At 37.0% G+C, this 18,098-nt stretch carries 16 protein-coding genes; 13 read left to right on the plus strand and 3 right to left on the minus strand.

Annotation, left to right across the window (positions count from 1 at the left end; genetic code table 11):
* Window positions 1-336: 336 nt before the first annotated feature.
* The 11 genes from EL17_RS22455 (at window position 337) to EL17_RS02185 (ending at window position 12,444) form a co-directional block, all read left to right on the plus strand.
* On the plus strand, window positions 337-1,647 hold the full coding sequence (locus tag EL17_RS22455) for a hypothetical protein (RefSeq protein WP_164674913.1): 1,311 nt from the start codon (window positions 337-339) through the stop codon (window positions 1,645-1,647).
* 630 nt (window positions 1,648-2,277) lie between these two features.
* A complete protein-coding gene (locus tag EL17_RS02140) occupies window positions 2,278-2,994 on the plus strand; it encodes a capsular polysaccharide synthesis protein (protein ID WP_035069492.1) in 717 nt (238 codons plus the stop codon).
* A 475-nt stretch (window positions 2,995-3,469) separates the two neighbouring features.
* A complete protein-coding gene (locus EL17_RS02145; protein WP_035069495.1) occupies window positions 3,470-5,671 on the plus strand; it encodes a peptidase domain-containing ABC transporter in 2,202 nt (733 codons plus the stop codon).
* Window positions 5,672-5,673: 2 nt separating this feature from the next.
* Complete coding sequence (locus EL17_RS02150; protein ID WP_035069498.1) at window positions 5,674-6,981, plus strand: HlyD family secretion protein; 1,308 nt, start codon at window positions 5,674-5,676, stop codon at window positions 6,979-6,981.
* Between the two features lie 259 nt (window positions 6,982-7,240).
* Window positions 7,241-7,819 carry a Crp/Fnr family transcriptional regulator gene (locus tag EL17_RS02155; RefSeq protein ID WP_051719745.1) on the plus strand — a complete coding sequence of 193 codons (579 nt, stop codon included), beginning with the start codon at window positions 7,241-7,243 and terminating at the stop codon, window positions 7,817-7,819.
* 84 nt (window positions 7,820-7,903) lie between these two features.
* The gene (locus tag EL17_RS02160) at window positions 7,904-8,377 is read left to right on the plus strand and encodes a DUF2147 domain-containing protein (protein ID WP_240485919.1); all 474 of its coding nucleotides are present in this window, start codon (window positions 7,904-7,906) and stop codon (window positions 8,375-8,377) included.
* A 13-nt stretch (window positions 8,378-8,390) separates the two neighbouring features.
* A complete protein-coding gene (locus EL17_RS02165) occupies window positions 8,391-9,356 on the plus strand; it encodes an NAD-dependent epimerase/dehydratase family protein (RefSeq protein ID WP_035069502.1) in 966 nt (321 codons plus the stop codon).
* A 785-nt stretch (window positions 9,357-10,141) separates the two neighbouring features.
* A complete protein-coding gene (locus EL17_RS02170) occupies window positions 10,142-10,390 on the plus strand; it encodes a tyrosine-type recombinase/integrase (protein WP_084166091.1) in 249 nt (82 codons plus the stop codon).
* Between the two features lie 182 nt (window positions 10,391-10,572).
* Window positions 10,573-10,812, plus strand: coding sequence for a hypothetical protein (locus EL17_RS02175; protein WP_035069507.1), 240 nt, complete (start codon window positions 10,573-10,575; stop codon window positions 10,810-10,812).
* 3 nt (window positions 10,813-10,815) lie between these two features.
* Window positions 10,816-11,220 carry a PIN domain-containing protein gene (locus EL17_RS02180; RefSeq protein ID WP_035069511.1) on the plus strand — a complete coding sequence of 135 codons (405 nt, stop codon included), beginning with the start codon at window positions 10,816-10,818 and terminating at the stop codon, window positions 11,218-11,220.
* Between the two features lie 579 nt (window positions 11,221-11,799).
* Window positions 11,800-12,444, plus strand: a complete 645-nt coding sequence (locus tag EL17_RS02185) for a GNAT family N-acetyltransferase (protein WP_035069515.1) — start codon at window positions 11,800-11,802, stop codon at window positions 12,442-12,444.
* Window positions 12,445-12,734: 290 nt separating this feature from the next.
* Here the strand turns inward: EL17_RS02185 and ltrA are convergent, their stop codons facing one another.
* Together ltrA and EL17_RS02195 are read right to left on the minus strand one after the other, a co-directional pair.
* Window positions 12,735-13,910 (minus strand): group II intron reverse transcriptase/maturase, encoded by a 1,176-nt coding sequence (ltrA, locus tag EL17_RS02190; protein WP_240485920.1) that lies wholly within the window; start codon window positions 13,908-13,910, stop codon window positions 12,735-12,737.
* 336 nt (window positions 13,911-14,246) lie between these two features.
* A complete protein-coding gene (locus tag EL17_RS02195) occupies window positions 14,247-14,459 on the minus strand; it encodes a hypothetical protein (protein WP_035069517.1) in 213 nt (70 codons plus the stop codon).
* 371 nt (window positions 14,460-14,830) lie between these two features.
* Here EL17_RS02195 and EL17_RS02200 point away from each other — a divergent pair, with 371 nt between their 5' ends.
* Window positions 14,831-16,216 carry a serine hydrolase gene (locus EL17_RS02200; protein WP_164674914.1) on the plus strand — a complete coding sequence of 462 codons (1,386 nt, stop codon included), beginning with the start codon at window positions 14,831-14,833 and terminating at the stop codon, window positions 16,214-16,216.
* A gap of 427 nt (window positions 16,217-16,643) precedes the next feature.
* Here EL17_RS02200 and EL17_RS02205 read toward each other — a convergent pair whose 3' ends face one another.
* Entirely contained in the window at window positions 16,644-16,856 is a 213-nt protein-coding gene (locus EL17_RS02205) for a hypothetical protein (protein WP_035069520.1), read from the minus strand.
* Between the two features lie 346 nt (window positions 16,857-17,202).
* Between EL17_RS02205 and EL17_RS02210 the strand changes: the two genes are divergently transcribed.
* A complete protein-coding gene (locus EL17_RS02210) occupies window positions 17,203-18,069 on the plus strand; it encodes a hypothetical protein (protein ID WP_035069523.1) in 867 nt (288 codons plus the stop codon).
* Window positions 18,070-18,098: the final 29 nt, after the last annotated feature.

An 18,098-nucleotide genomic window follows, 5' to 3' on the forward strand; every position in this document is an offset into this window, starting at 1 on the left:
GGGGCTGAAGTATAATTGATGAAGCTAGATAATAAATTCTAGACATAAACAAACTAGAACTTAGATTAGATAATTAGAGCCTTATGATGATTTATCTGATGTTGATTTTTATTACTGTGGCCAAAGTTTTAAGTTGGAACAATCTATTAATTAAAATACTAAATTTTAGTAAATTACAACGATTGTAGCATGAATAAATGATAATAATTGTGAATTAAGCTTTTAAGTACGATTGGGGTTTTTAGGTGATCGTGGGATCATAATTTTCCTAAGAAACTTTTATTAAAACTATTCTTCTTAAAAATTATATTTTTAGTTTGAGCAATGATCAAAAAAATGGATAGAATTGACGTGTATGTAATTAATCGGGTAAACCGGACAGACAGAAAAGCAAGTATAATTTCTGAATTTTTAAATAAAAAAGAGTTACAAATGATCCTGGTGCAGGCAATCGAGAATCCGATTGGAGCCGTTGGACTGTGGCAAACTATATATAATATAGTGGGACAAGCCAATAAAGAGAATATGGATCATGTTGTCATTTGTGAGGATGACCACATCTTTACTCATAATTATTCCGCTATCAACCTACAAAAGGCAGTATACAATGCTATACAGCTTCAAGCAGATGTTCTTTTGGGTGGAATTAGTTGGTTTACAAACTGTTACCCTGTAGGTAAAAACCTATATTGGGTTGAAAAATTTTCCGGTCTTCAATTTGCAGTTATATTTAAGAAATTCTATTCTAAGATACTCAATACTAATTTTCAGCTTGGTGATTCGGCAGATTATAAGATATCGTCCCTCAGCGATAAAATATATTTTATCCATCCCTTCATTTCCATTCAGAGGGATTTTGGCTATTCAGATGTAACAGCAAAAAACAATTCCAAGGATAAGGTTGAGAAATTGTTTAAGGATTCTTCCATTTTGGTTGAAGCAACAAAAGAAGTTAAGTCGTTTTATAAGAAAAAAATTGAGAAGCAAGTTAAACCCCTAACGTTTTCAAATTTTGATCACATATCTATAACTACGTATATAATCAATTCAAACGATTGCACAAATGTTTTATCACGAATCCATTCTCAGTTTGAAGGAAGAACTGAGTTTGATATTCGTATGATTTCATTATGTGAACATAACAATCCCGAGAAAGCGTATTTGATCACTTTAAAAAAAATCATTCAACAAGCAACTGAGGAGGAGGAAGATGTGATCATCATCTGTGATGAAGATCATTTGTTTACCACTTCCTATTCAAGAAGTTGTCTAATAAGGTATATTATAGAAGCACATCAATTAGACACCAAAATACTTTGTGGAGGAATAGACGATTTCGAAACAGCAATACCAATAACTCGAGATAGGTTTTGGATCAGAACATTCAAATCCTCTTCATTTGTTGTATTATATCAATCGGTTTTTAATTTAATATTAAGGCAACAGATATCCGATAATCATACAATCGAATGCTTTTACAGAGAATTAACAAGTAACAAAATGGTTATGTTTCCATTCATTTCACAAAGAGAGGGGTTCGATGGGGAGAATTCCGAAAGGAAACATAACTCAAATGAATTTCTCTCTTCCCGATTAACTAAAATATACCAAATAGCAGAGTCATCAGATAAATCATTGAGATCTTAAGAAATTACAAAAACTAAATAAATATATACATATATATATTATTTCTTGCGGGGTAAAAGAAGTTAGTTTGGGACCTTTTACAGCGCCCTTCTAAAGATGGTTGACCTAAATTGAAAATCTTAACCGTTTAAGACTAAAATGGGACTGAAAAGATAACGTCAATAATATAATTATTGAAAAGGATTTTCCACACTCTTAAGAAAGTTAAATTAAAGTAGTTAGAAATATTAATAAAAAGTATTGGTAATAAAAAAATAAAATATTATCGTATATTAATAAATAATATAAAAGGATATTTCAGGAATTCTAAAATTTTCCAATTACACAATTATTACTTCATATCATAATAAATTAATATTTGGCTTTTAAGAATAGAATATTCTGTCCAAATAATGTATTATATCTTTTCAAAAAGATGATGTTTGAGAAGACTAAACTTTGGCTTATTGAATACTTGGTAGAAATATATGATTCTAAAACCAGGGAATTAGGAGGACAAGATCCGAATATAATAATGGAAGCATAGAGAATAAATCGAATATAGAAATATTTTGATTTGCACTATCAATGTTGAGGAGAAGGGTAGACTATTAAAAATTATTTAAAAGTTAATTTAGAAATATAATAAAAATGAATAACATTGTACAATCACTTTGGATTTCAGAACAAATGCCGCAACTGCAAAGGTTGTGCCTGGAATCATTTCTAAAAAACAATACTGAATACTACCTGTATACTTATTGTGAGGTTAAGGGACTACCTGATGGAGTTGTGTTAATGGACGCAAATGCAATAATTCCAAAGGAATTTATATTTGTTGATAGATTTAATTCCTATGCCACTTTTGCAGATTGGTTTCGAGTAAAACTTCTTTATACTATTGGTGGATGGTGGGTTGATGCCGATGTTGTTTGTTTGAAGGAATTTGTCTCAACCGAAGATTATGTTTTTGCAACCGAAATATCGAATAACAACCCCGTGATATGCAATTGTGTGATGAAATCACCTAAAAATTCACCTGTTTTGAATGCTGTATTGCATACAGTAGAACAAAACCTATCCGGTAGGAATTATAAGACTATTTCTTGGCGAGAAATTGGGGCATTAGCTCTAGTTGATGGAATTATGGACTTTTCCTTGCTAAAATATGTGGTCAGTCCTGAAGTTTTCTGCCCAATAGACTATAAAAACTATCAATATATAGCTGGCAACAAGAAGATTATTGTCCCAACTGAAACATATGGAGTTCACCTTTGGAATCAAATGTGGGTATGGAATAATATGGATCCGTCCGTAATAATTGACAGTGCCTCATTTCTAAAGAGGTTTGTTGTGGAGGATAGCTAATAAAAATTGATATTAAAATGAATTATCATTTTCAAAACTACCACAAACCAGATCAGAATGACTGCGGCTCAAAATATTGTAAAATGATGTGCTTGCTCTACTCAAGGAATGCGTATATAAATCTCCGTCGCAAGATATATCAGGCAAAACGGGACTGTCAATCTCCCTGCATCAGTGGTGCGGTGAAGAAGCTGGGCTTTTGTACTCAAGAGAAGCTGACCATACTTTCTACCTTTATAGTTCGATCTAGTTGTGCATTTTGAAACATAAAATAAGTATCCGCTTGGCGCGTGTCTGTACTCTTTATACTTTGTCTAGATCCTGAATTTGATATAATGAGTCATTGTATTGTTACTTGAAGTTACTATATCCATTTCAAGGGAGTTTTAAATCAAACAATTTTTTTCTTATTACAAGAAATAAAAAGCTTTATTATATTATAAAAATAGTCATCAAATAATAAAATGAAATTTTCTTGAAAAACACTTTCCCATTTTACAAACAGCCCGACACAAAGGACTGCGGCCCTACTTGCCTTCGTATTATTGCAAAATACTATGGCAAATTGATATCCTTAAAGGAGATAAGGAGTTTTTCGGAAACCACCCGATCTGGCAGCAACTTACTTAAATTGAGCGAGGCAGCTGAGTCTATTGGTTTTAAGACCATTGGAGCCAAACTCAATTTTCATAAATTAAAAAATGCGCCATTACCCGTTATAGTTCATTGGGATAAGAACCACTTCGTCGTAGTTTATCGGATTAAAAAAAATAAGGTATATATTTCTGATCCTTCTTATGGTTTGATAAGCTTATCCAAAGAAGAATTCATTGGGCGATGGATCGGAAACTCGGCCGATGAAAACACCAAAGAAGGCATCACTCTTTTGGTAGATATCACTCCCGACTTCAAAAAGCTGAAGTGGGAAGATAGCGATAAGCGATCCTTAAACTTTTTGTTCCGGTATTTATTAAGCTATAAAAAATTATTAATTCAGCTTTGCATAGGTTTGCTTGTGGGTAGCCTTTTGCAGCTTATTTTTCCCTTTCTTACCCAAAGTATCGTCGATGTGGGTATCCAAAACCAGGATATCGGATTTATCTATGTAGTCCTGATGGGTCAGTTAATGCTCTTTTTCGGACGCACCAGTGTGGAAGTATTGCGGAGCTGGATATTGCTCCATTTAAGTACCCGTATTAATATCTCTCTGGTATCGGACTTTTTTATCAAACTGATGAACCTGCCTATTGCCTATTTTGACACTCGGATGACTGGGGATATCATGCAACGCATAGGAGACCATCGACGGATAGAGAATTTGCTGACGGGAACAACACTCAGTACACTGTTTTCATTTTTTAACTTTTTCGTTTTTGGAGCGGTTCTAATATACTATAGCATTACGATATTTTTGATATTTTTGGTAGGGAGCATAGTCTATATTATGTGGGTCCTGTATTTTATGAAACGCAGGAGAGAATTGGATTACAAGCGCTTTGCCCAATTAAGCCAGGAACAGAGCACTGTGATAGAACTGATCAACGGAATGCAGGAGATTAAAATGAACAATGCGGAAAAGCAAAAACGTTGGAGGTGGGAATTTGTACAAGCAAAACTGTTCAATGTCTCCATTCAGACCCTGTCCCTAGAACAGACCCAGGGAGTAGGTTCTTCTATGATAAATGAGCTCAAGAATATTTTAATCACCTTTACCTCTGCCGTGCTGGTGATAGAAGGAAATATTACTCTGGGCATGATGCTTTCGCTCCAATACATCATTGGCCAACTAAACAGCCCCATCATTCAAGCCGTTAGTTTTATTCAAGCCTATCAGGATGCAAGTATCAGCCTAGAGCGACTGAACGAGATTCATGATAAAGAAGAGGAAGAAAGCATTGAAAAGCAGTATATCCGAAAAGTCTTTATAGGGAAAGAACTGACGGTCAAAAACCTTTCATTCCGGTATATAGGAGCCGATAAGCCTGTGCTGGAAGGTGTCAATTTGGTGGTGCCTTCCAAAAAAGTCACAGCAGTCGTAGGTGCAAGTGGAAGCGGGAAGACCACCCTGATGAAATTGCTGTTGAAATTTTATGAACCCTCCAAAGGTGAGATTCTTTATGGCAATCATGACCTGAAAATAGTTGCTGCGCGAAGCTGGCGGGACCACTGCGGTGTGGTGATGCAGGAGGGATATGTATTTAACGATACAATTGCTGCTAATATAGCCGTGGGGCAGGATCAAATTGATCAGGAACAATTAATAAAAGCAGCTAGGATTGCTAATATTTATGATTACATCCAATCCCTTCCACTTGGCTTTAATACCAAAATTGGTAACGAAGGTATAGGCATCAGCACTGGGCAAAAACAGCGACTATTTATCGCGCGAGCTGTTTATAAAAATCCAGAGATTTTGTTTTTTGATGAGGCTACCTCAGCATTGGATGCAAGAAACGAGCGTGTTGTAATGGAAAACTTAAATAATTTTCTTAAAGGGAAGACTGTATTTGTCATTGCACACAGATTAAGTACAGTAAAGAATGCAGATCAGATCATCGTTATTGACCAAGGGAAAATAGTGGAACAAGGAACTCACGAAGAATTGGTGGCATCTCAAGGGGTATATTATGATTTGGTAAAAAACCAATTGGAACTGGAACAGATAAATACAAATTAAAAATGCCAGATCAAAAAGCATATAGTACTAATCTTCATCTCCGCTCCGATGAAGTCCAAGAGATCATTTCTACCCCTCCAGCATGGCTAATCCGCTGGGGAATAACCTTGGTCTTTATACTTACTGCAGTTATAATTATTTTATCCTTTCTGATAAAATATCCGGATTATGTTCAGGCAAAAATCTTGGTAACTACCATGGAGCCCACTGAGCGGGTGCTTGCACGTGCTTCCGGACAGATAGAAAAGTTATTTGTGAATAACGGGGATGCTGTCACATCGGGGCAGATGCTAGCTGGAATTAAAAGTACGGCGGCTCTTGAAGATGTCCTATTTCTGAAAGAAATACTCGAGTATGAGGCATTTGGAAAAGAAAATAATTATGATTATCCGATGGAAACGCTATCCAATCTGACACTTGGAGAGGTGGAACCAACCTTTTTGGATTTTGAAAGAAACTACATGGAATACCAACTTTTAGAAGAACTTCAACCTTATATAGGAAAAATGCAAGGTAGCCATTACTCGCTACAGGAAATCAATAATAGAATACAAAGTCAAGTTATACAAAAGGAATTGTTAGAGCGGCGATTAAAACTAGTACAGATTGATTACCTGAGGAATAAGGTTCTTCACGAAGATGGCGTGATTTCAGATAAAGATTTTGAGAATAGGGAAATGGAGTATCTCCAAATGCAAGAGCAGATAAACAGCATGGCTATAGTTATTTCCCAGATGCAAGAAGCACTCAGTACAGGAAACCAAACACTAAGAGTGATGGAAATAAACAAGCAGGAGGAAGAAACCCGAGTTCTTAAGAACTTAATTCAGTCTTACCATAGTTTAAAACGTGCAGTCAGGGATTGGGAATATATCTATCTGATGAGCTCATCTACAGGAGGGTTGGTTAGCTTCCAGAAAATTTGGAGTTCCAACCAACAGGTCAGTACAGGAGAACTTGTGTTTACTGTGCTTCCAGAAAATAAGGAAGAACTGGTTGGGGCAATGAAAATACCTGCGCAAAATGCAGGAAAGGTTGCTGTAGGCCAAAAAGTCCTGATTAAGTTAGATAATTACCCATATCAGCAATATGGCACTCTACTGGGGGAAGTTATTAGGATTTCTGTCACTCCAGACGATGAATTTAATTATTTGGTTTATGCCTATCTTCCTGAAGGTACCCGAAGCTCCTTCAACAATAATATACCATTTAACCAAGAGCTTTTGGGTAATGCAGAGATAATCACAGAAGACCTGAGTGTGGCCGAGAGACTTTTTTTCAAGTTTAAATCAGTTTTGGATTTTAAATAAAAAAGTGACAGGCCTTTTACTTTTATGATTAATATATAAAATCTGAATATTTTCAATGTGGCACTCAGGGATAAAATACAGCAACTATAACCTTTTGAACAATTTTAAATCATTAAATCTTCAATTAAGCTTATAAACAAATTCCTAAAAGTTATTCTGGAGGTATTTTTCGAATACTATATGAGGATTAGAAATCAGCTCAAATTGAGGGATTTTCTTTGCGTTAGTCAGAATTTTAAACAGACATCACCCAAAAAAAATGACAGAACAATTTTTTACATACACCGACAAATTTGTGAACTTCAGACAAGCCGACAAAGAACTTTTGGCTTCGGCCATGTCCTTTAGACATGTAAAAACAAAAACCGATCTTGTTTCATATGACAAGCGGACAGACGAGTTATTTTTCTTGTTAAAAGGTTGCCTTAGGAAGTATTATATAAAAGACGGTCAGCAGATAACGATATACATTACAGCAGAAAATAGTTTTATTGGTGCCTTTGACAGTTTTATCACTGGTACTGCGTGCAAAGAAATCATTGAAACACTTGAACCTTCAGAGTTGCTTGTCCTCAACAAAAAAGACTTGGACAAACTTTACAAAGATATTCCGCTAATGAACGAATTTGTGCGAAAGATCTTGGAACAAACATTAATTCAGTTTCAACAAGCATTAACATCTTTCATTTTAGATAGTCCCGAAGAACGATACACAAAATTACTGTCACAAAATCCTGAAATCCTGCAACGCGTTCCGCAACATATGCTTGCCACCTATTTAGGCATTACAGCCACTTCACTCAGCCGTATCAGAAAAAGAATTGTAGAAAAATCGTAACCCGTTTTCTTTCTTGTCTTTTGTAAACGTTTTTTGCAATACTCATCTACCAACTTTGCATTGTAACATAAAACAATTCAAAGTATGGACAACATCAATTTCGGTTGGAGAAGCCTTCATCAAGGCAAACTCACCACAATGCTCCTGGGCTTTCTATTTCTAAGCCTGACACTCACAGCTCAATCTTCCAAAACAGCTATTGTTGGCACTTGGCTTAACCAAGAGAAAGCTGCCAAGGTTGAAATCTATCAACAAGAGGAAAAGTTCTTTGGTAAAATCGTATGGCTTAAAGAACCAAACGAAAATGGCAAACCTAAAACCGACAACAAGAACCCCGACAAATCAAAAAACAGCGACCCAATCATAGGATTGGTCATGTTGAAAGATTTTGAGTTTGATGGTAAATCCACTTGGGAAAACGGTACAATTTACGATGCACGAAGCGGAAAAACTTATTCTTGCTATTTAACCCTTCAAGCCGACAATACCCTCAAAGTTCGTGGCTATATGGGTATTTCACTATTCGGTCAAACCAACATTTGGACAAAAACCAACTAAAATCTACAAAGCAATGAAACAAGTATTTGTAACGGGCGGTTCGGGTTTTGTAGGTCAAAACCTAATCCCAATGCTCATAGAAAACGGCTACAAAGTAAAAGCCTTGGCACGTTCGGCACAAGCCGTTCAAAAGGTAGAGCAATTAGGAGCATCAGCCGTAAAAGGAGATTTAAATGATGCACAAGCTTTGGCAGATGGCGTAAAAGATTGTGCTTCGGTATTTCATTTGGCGGCTTCGGTTGATTTTTTCGCTTCTGAAAAAGAACTTAAAAAACTGCACGTTGATGCCACCGAACTTTTGTTGGAAGTTGCCAAAAATGCCAGGGTTAAAAGGTTCGTGTATTTAAGTGCGGCTTCGGTTATTATGAACGGTAAGCCTATCAAAAATGCTGATGAGACCTTTGTTTCTGACAACATTATTGACGGCTATTCACGAACAAAACTGCAAGCAGAATATCTGGTTTTGAAAGCCAACACAAAAAGCTTTCAAACCATTGCTGTGAGCCCCCCATTAGTTTGGGGCAAAGGCGACCCAAATACATTGGTTGGTGTTATGGAAGCCACTAAAAAAGGAAGAATGCAGTTTATTGATGGTGGCAAACACCGTTTAGTAACCTGCCACGTTTTAAACGTTTGCCAAGCATTAATCTTAGCGGACCAATCAGAGCAAAATGGTAAAACCTATTTCATTACAGATGGTGAAACACCTATATTTAAAGACTTCATTAAAAAGTATGTGGCTACGCAAGGTGTAACCATTCCCGACAAAACAGTTTCGTTGACAATGGCAAAACGTGTTGCCTCTGTCATGGAATTTGTTTGGAAAATATTTGGATTGAAAGGACACCCGCCACTTTACAAAGGACTCGTAAATGTTTTGGGCGTAGAGTTTACTATCAACGACAGCAAAGCAAGAAAGGAACTTGGCTATAAGTCATTTGTAACCATAGAGCAAGGACTTGACCTCATGAGAAAGTAAAAAAACTCCCACCAATCAAGGTACTGCCTTAAATATCAAGTAATTTCTCTGACTTTTTCTTAAATTTTTGATAACGAAAAGCGGCGATTCTTTGCACGGAAGTTCATCTACTGTAGGACTGGTTTTTTCCGGTCCTACTTTTTTGGTGGATCCTTCGGATCCAAGCGAAAAGAGGGGCTAAGGTTCATCATCATCGATGTTTAAAAAGGAGGCTACAGGGGCACTCTTGACGATGGTAATGGGCCAACCTAACCGATAGACAATTAATAAATTAGGCAATATTATCACAGATCATTGGGCCACATCCTATAGGATTCTCTAACATACTTATATCACAAGTAATAAATGGTATTGACTCCTCTCCCCTTTCTAAATAAAATACCATAACTTAGGTGTTGACTTTTAGTTATATACGTATTATATTTAGGTATGATGTGAAAGATTGTTTATCACCTGGTTAATCATAAGCCTCCGAAGAATCGGGGGCTTTTATTCTATACATGAGGGTATATAAAAATAATTTTTACGGTTTACGAAAATAATTGCTCCTACTCCCCTATTACGATCTATAGAAAGTGGTCTTTGACTAGCTTTATTTGTATTACATAATATTGTAGGAAATATACCTAGAATAAGGTATTGTTTAGGGGTGGGAAAATGGTTTTATTGGGGAAAGGAGGGAAATGGATATTGCTGAGATATTTTGTATGAATATCCAATTTTGGAGTTAGGTTGATATCTATAAAGTAATTATCATCTTAGGAAGCACAAAGGAATAACCAATAATGTATGGTAGAAGGAGTATTCAAAATATTTTAAAATCTGCTGTAGAAAGAGTTGGGATAAAGAAGGGGGTGACTGATCATACCTTGCGCCATTCTTTTGCCACACCTTTATTGGAACAGGGAACCGATCTCAGGTATATTCAAAGTTTATTAGGTCACGAAAGTCCAAAGACCACGCAAATTTACACGCACATTACAACTGGAGGATTTGATCAAATTAAAAGCCCCTTAGACAAATTGGAAATATAAAAGGTCAGTTTTACATTTATCTAATTCGGTTATAGACGCCGTAATCGCGCCTAACACTCCGAATTGGAAAGCTATACGCCATAATGGCATAGAGAAAACGTTACATGGAAGTTTAAAAGAACCAAGTAGGATGAAAATCAGTTTTTATGATGTAATTTCATATATTTATTAAAAATCAGGCTATGACACATGCAGAACGCCATATCGTAGAAACGTATTCCGAGCTTATTGAAAGTTTAAATTCAGCAAGCAAACTAGAGCTGCTAGAACGGCTTGCGAAATCTATAAGGAAAGGGAGAAAGTCTAAAGAAAAGGATTTTTTCAGTTCCTTCGGAGGTTTGATATCAGAAAAGCCAGCCGAAGAAATCATAAAAAATATTAGAGAAAGCAGGAAATTCAGAGAGAAAGACTTGAAGCTTTAACGTATGCAATATTTGCATGACACGAGTATTTGTGTTTTTTTTCTAAGGGGTAAACTCAATCTTGATAAAATTATCAATGAAAAAGGTCTTGAGAATTGTTTCATTTCTGAAATAACAGTTTTTGAACTAAAATACGGAGCAGAAAATAGCGATGATCCCAAAAAATCTCACAGGGCGGTTGATAAATTTGTAAAAGGACTAACCATCATTCCGATTTTTGGGATAGTAGACCAGTATGCAAATAACAAAGTCTTACTTCGAAAAAACGGAACACCTATGCATGATGAATTTGATTTGATCATTGGTGTTACTGCACTTACAAACGAAATGATTCTAGTTGCTGACAACATAAAAGACTTCCGACATATCAAAAACCTGAAACTGGAAAATTGGGTGGAGATAAAATAACCTCCCTGTAATCGAGGTACTGTCTTAAATAGCAAGTGATTTTTGAAGATTTTTTCTTAAATTTACATTAGCGAAAAGCGGCGATTCGTTGCACGGAAGTTCATGTACTGTAGGGCCGGTTGATGCTGGGCCTACTTTTTTGGTGACTCCTACGGAGCCAAGCGAAAAGAAGGGCTTTGGCTCATCATTACCGGAATATTTTTGGGTTGATAGATGGTAGTTCTGATGTTGGACGGGTGGATACGTTAGTAAGGGAACATTGATTCTTATCCTTACTCTTCACATGTTAGATAGAGTCAGTGAAGTGTTCAGTTCTAAAGATAGAAAATTTGTATTCATCAAGTGAAATAGCCTGTTCCGATTTATCGGGATTTTTGTAAAGTGAATTTGTTATGCCAATCCTCAAGGATATTTATTTCTTGATCAAAAAAGAAAGATGGGCTTAGTTAAGAGAATAAAAAAACAAATCGATAAATTAGGTCTGACTAATGAGGATTAGAAATCAGCTCAAATTAAGGGGTTTTGTTTACGTTAGTCAGAAGGCTAAAGAGCGACTACGAAAAAACAATCCTGTAAAAAATGACTGAAGTAGAAATACCAGACTATAATATTTTTATGATGTGCGACCAACTGAACAAAAACGCACTTACTGAATTGAGTTCCGATTATTATTTTAGGAACTGTAGACCAAATGAATTGGAGAAATGGAAAGCTTTTCCGTTTGACAGTGAAACTATACCCAGCGAGTATGAGGACTTTATGAATGAGATTATTAAGGATTCGTACAGCGTTGAAATGGAAACTTTTTATAAGAACACAATTTTTATTTGCAACAATGAAGATAAACCTGTAGCAACTTGTTCTCATTGGAAAGCATACAGTAAATTTAATTCCATTCACTGGTTAAAAACACTCAAAACTCATGAAGGACAAGGATTAGGAAGGGCAATACTTTCTGAAATAATGAGGAAATTTAGTACAAAAGATTACCCTATTTATATTCATACTCAACCAGGAAGTTTCAGAGCAATAAAATTGTATTCAGACTTTGGCTTTAAACTATTGAAAGGTGGAACAATAGGACACAGAGTTAATGAACTTGAAAAATGCTTACCAATACTTAGTGAATTTATGCCTAAAAAAGATTTTGACAGTTTGGAGATAGTGGATACACCGAGTAGTTTCATTAAATTGTTGAAAAATGAAACGACAATACAATTTTGAGAAAGAAGCCCAGACCGCTAATTGAGTAGACGGCCGTGAGCTATAAGCTCACGGTGCGCCTCTCACACCACCGTACGTACGGGTCTTCCCGATTTTTCATCGGGAGCGGTTCACTGGATTGTAGGTTGCGTTTTAAGATAATAGGAAAGCATCGACTCATACCCTTTTCTTCTTAGGCGTGACAAAGTGATAGTGGTTATCAGAATCGGACTCTGAGCTACTGCCCATCCCCCTTTTTCCCTCCCCTGCAGTCTGGCCCCTCGCTAAAATGACCTAAAGAGGTCATTTCTTTACGCTCGTTCCTTCCATGCGTAGGCATGGTCTTGGTCAACTCCCAGTCTGATCAGGTTTTTGCGTTTCCGCTCTGGCTTTTTCCAGTCGTGCCAGATACAGTACCGAAGTCTGTTTCTCAACCACTCATCGAGTGATTTCAGCTTTGCGGAGATACTGGCAAGGCGGTAATTGTTTACCCATCCCCGCCAGACCTCTACGAGCTTTTTCAGCCGTTCCTCAAAACTGTACGGTCTGGTTTTCTTGGTAATCTGCTTGAGTTTGCGTTTCAGGGATTCCCAACTGTTCTGTTTCACCACCAACTGGTATTTTCCTTTTACCCCTTTCTGATAAGTCGGGACGAATGCGTGTCCCAACAGTTCAAAGTTGGAGGGTCTTCGGATCCCGCTTTTCTCCCTGTTGATGGGCAGTCTGAGCTTGTCTTTTAGAAAAAGGTAGATCTCGTTACCCACCTTTCGGGCTTCTCTTTTTGACTTGGTGTAGATGCTGAAGTCGTCAGCATAGCGGACGTATTTCAGGTTTCTCCGTTCCAGTTCCTTGTCCAATAAGTCCAGAAGGATGTTGGACAGTAGCGGACTGAGTGGCGAGCCTTGCGGAACGCCTTTTCTACGCCTGTGCAGTTTTCCGTCAATCCGGATTGGTGCACGTAGCCATTTTCGGATAAGCCGTAGGGTTGTCGGGCATTTTACCCGCTGATAGATGAATTGTAGGAGAATAGAATGGTCCACCTCGTCAAAGAACCCTTTTAGGTCGATATCCACAATGTCCTGATAGCCATCATTGGTGTATTTCAGTGCCTGTGTTACTGCCTTATGGATGTTCTTCTCGGGGCGGAAGCCGTAGCTGTATTCTTCGAACGTAAGTTCATATTTAGTCATCAGCACCTGGCTTACCGCCTGTTGGATCCATCTATCTACCACTGTGGGAACTCCAAGCAATCTTGTTTTCCCGTTTTCCTTGGGGATTTCCACCCCTCTGATAGGCTGAGGTACATACGTATGGTTGAGGATGGACGTGGCAATACTGTCCCTGTTGTTTTCCAAGTAGGAAAACAATTCGGTGACTTTCATGCCGTCTACCCCAGCCGAACCCTTGTTCCGCACCACCTGTCGGTAGGCTTTGAAAAGATTCTTACGGTTGAGTACTTTTTCTATCATAATAAATCTTTTAACCATCCCCACATCCCGGCCCCTCACTAAAAATGTCCAAAGGGATATTTTCTTAACGTTCGGTCCTGCTTAAGATGAGGCTGTACCAATATGGCACTCCCCATCGAATTTGGACGTAATCCAGCGTTCAGTCCTTCGTTACCCAGTGAGAACTCTGTAGATCTTACAGCTCGTTACCGATAACTACTATGACCTCTGCTAACTTCTTGGCTCATAGAAACCGAGTCTATTCCAACCCACCCTGCCACCTGGCCCATCGCTAAAAATATCCACTGGATATTTTCTTAACGCTCTGTCCTCTTGGTAAGATGAAAATCCTTGTGCCTATCTCTGCCATATCTACTATTTTGGTACTTCCTCCTTTTGGAAGGTTTGGACTTCGGCATGATGTGTTACCTCATCCAACCTCATAGCCTCAGTATATGGTTTATTCGCTATATTTAATTCTTTTAAGGAGCTCATGATACGCTTCGCTTGATTCTGTTCGTCAGTACAGACACCGCAGTCTGGCTTACTTGCCCCCCTGCAAGCTGGCCCCTCGCTAAAAACTTTCACAGAAAGTTTTCTTTACGCTCGGTCCTCTCACGGAAAACCAGCTTGCCACTTGCTTGGCTTCGGGACGTTACCCCCGCGCTTAAGGGACTTTATTCGCTTTAATATTATTTTTCAAAGGAGTTCATGAATGCTCCGCATTTCACCCGTTGGAACGGTCAACTTTTTGACCTATATTCACCATTCAAGGCACACACAGGCGTTTGGCCCAATGGCTGAGGACTTGGTTAATTGAACATTCTACCTCGCATCAACTTTTATGGAACATTGACAGTGATTTCCTCCGAATTCCGCCACTGTGCCAATCGCCAAAACGTTGTGTGTCATTTTAAGAATAAACCATGAAGCTCATCATAATTAATAATTACGTAAGGATGTTTGGATTAAAAACTCTTTTCTTCTTGTTATTGGTTTTTACTTTTCAAGAGACATGTGCTCAGAAGCTGTCTAAAAAGGGAAAAAAAGCAATTGATAGAATCGAATCATACCTATTGAAAGAATTTCCTTCAGACGAACCAGGTGCTGTAGTACTAATTGCTCAAAAAGGAGAAATTATTTACAAAAAAGCTTTCGGTATTTCAAATTTGGAAACAAATGAAAATCTTGCTTTAGAGGATGTATTACCAATCGCATCAATGACAAAACAATTTACAGCAGTTTCAATACTAAAATTAGTTGAGGAAGATAAACTTAGTCTAACAGACTCGATCCAAAAATATATTCCAGAATTTCCAAGTAAAAAACATAAAATAACGATTGAGAATTTATTAACTCAAACTTCTGGAATAAGAGAATATTTTGATGTTGATGAAAGTGAATATCATCTCTTAACAAAACACCATCATCCATTAGAAATTATTGAATATTTTAAAAATGACCCTTTGGAATTCGAACCAAATACGCAATATCAGTATAGCAATTCTAATTATTTTTTATTAGGATTTATCATTGAACGAGTATCGGGAAAATCCTATGGAGAATATCTTGAAAAGGTCATTTTTAGCCCTCTCAATATGTTGCAATCATCATATTGGTATAGCATAAATAACCCGAATGCAAAACAACCAATTGGATATCAATATGTAAGTGGGAATTTTAAACCTACAATTGCAGTTGACGGCTCAATTTGGTATTCAAGTGGTGGTATCACCTCTACAGTTGACGATTTATATAATTGGAATTTAGCCCTTTTCAATGACATGTTATTGAATTCAAATGAATTACTAAAAAAAGGTATTTTACTTAAAAATGGAGAGAGTACAGGTTATTCATTTGGTTTTTTTATCAAAGACCTTCAAGGTTCTGTAACATTTCAACATGGAGGTAATCTTTATGGCTATTCAAGTAGCGGTCTATATTTGCCCAAGGAAGACATATACGTGGCTATTCTTTCAAACAGAGGATTTAAGCCAACAGAAGACATCGCCAATTATCTAGGAAGTGAAATATTAGGTAAGCCAATTAAACCCTCTAAAGGATTATTTATTGATAGTGATAAGCTAGAGAAATATACGGGGACTTATCAACTTTCTTCAGACAAAAATCGAATTATGAAAGTTTTAATAGTTGCTGATAGGCTTGTCTTATCATTTCCAGAACAGAAAGGTGCAGAAGTAGATGTATTACCTTTAGGAAATCATAAATTTGAATCAAAAAAAGTGAATGCTGTATTAGAATTTTTAATAGATGATGGTGGCAACATTAAAAGTTTGATAGCTGAACAAGAAGGAAAAACGGAATGGATTAAAATACCCGAATAAAAAACGAACACACAATCGAGTAGCCTGACCTGAGCCATTTATCTCAGGTTGAGGCTCTCACACCACCGTACGTACGGGTCTTCCCGATTTTTCATCGGGAGCGGTTCACTTGTAGGTTGCGTTTTAAGATAATAGGAAATCGAGCAAAAAGATAAACTTAATAGGAGGATCCGATACTTATATGCGAGATTCCATGTGGCCTATAAAACATCAATTATATTACATGAAAGCATTGATTCGTATCCCTTTCTTCTTAGACGGGACAAAGTAATTGTAGTGATCAGAATCGGACTCTGGGCTACTGCCCATCCACCTTTTTCCCTCCCCTGCAGCCTGGCCCCTCGCTAAAAACTTTCACAGAAAATTTTCTTTACGCTCGGTCCTCTTGGTAAGATGAAAATCCTTGTGCCTATCTCTGCCATATCTACTATTTTGGTACTTCCTCCTTTTGGAAGGTTTGGACTTCGGCATGATGTGTTACCTCATCCGACCTCATAGCCTCAGTATATGGTTTATTCGCTATATTTAATTCTTTTAAGGAGCTCATGATACGCTTCGCTTGATTCTGTTCGTCAGTACAGACACCGCAGTCTGGCTTACTTGCCCCCCTGCAAGCTGGCACCTCGCTAAATACTTTCACAGAAAGTTTTTTTTACGCTCGGTCCTCTCACGGCAAACCAGCTTGCCACTTGCTTGGCTTCGGGACGTTACCCCCGCGCTTAAGGGACTTTATTCACTTTGATATTATTTTTTCAAAGGAGTTCATGAATGCTCCGCATTTCACCCGTTGGAACGGTCAACTTTTTGACCTATATTCACCATTCAAGGCACACACATAACCTTGGATACAGCGGGCGGTTCAGAGTAAATTGAAAGTTTAGTATATTTAAGAAGTTCGGAGTAGGCTGGAAGAGAACGTTTCCAAAAGCCCGCCGTCTCCAAGCTGAATCACGTTAGACTCAATTTTTAAAAAAACTTTTACATATATGAAATACTTCACTTTATTTCTTTTGTTCTTCTCTCTATCGTGTCAAGGCCAGCAAAAGAACCAGATAATTATTGATTTGGATTACTTTCCTGATCAAAAAGAAAACGTTTCAGATCAGAGTTATCATAAGGCAATTAATATTCTAAAAATCACCTATGACAATGTAAAGAACAATAGCAATCAATTAAATTACGCTGATCATATCAACCTTGCAACTGCTTTTGTATATTTAAAAGAACCTAAAAGTAAAGTTTTAGAACAGTTTGAACAAGCAAAAGAGAAAGGTCTTGAAGAAACAGCAGAACTCTTTCCTATAATATATTCGAAAGAAAGCTTACGTGATTATTTTTCATCAGCCGAATACGATTCTATTGTTTTTAAATACAAAGAAATAGTAGCAAACAAAAAAGAAGAAGTATTCGATTTAGTTGCATATACAGATCAAAACCAATTTGATTATGATTTAGTTAAATTCATGGCGGATTTAGCGGAGAGAGATCAAAGACATAGAAAAGCAAATGATAATTGGGAAAATCAAAATTACCTCGATTCAATAAATATTTTGTCAATTGATTCCCTTTTTAAACAACACAAAAAATATATAGGCAAATCAATGGTTGGGGAGAAGTTTAGCCATACAATGTGGGCGGTAATCCAACATTCTGAATTAGAACAGCAGGAGTTTTATCTACCAATAGTACATAAAGCTGTGCAAGATGGAGACTTAAAACCAGTTCCTCTAGGAATGCTTATTGACAGAATATATCTAAAAAAATATGGGTATCAAATATTTGGATCTCAATCAGGCGTGGATTTAGCCGATGATGAAACAATTCAAAAAGTAAAATTTAAGTATGGGTTATAATGTAAAACAGAGTCTAACATCACCTTGGA

This window comes from Anditalea andensis (assembly GCF_000714815.1).
GTDB lineage: Bacteria > Bacteroidota > Bacteroidia > Cytophagales > Cyclobacteriaceae > Anditalea > Anditalea andensis.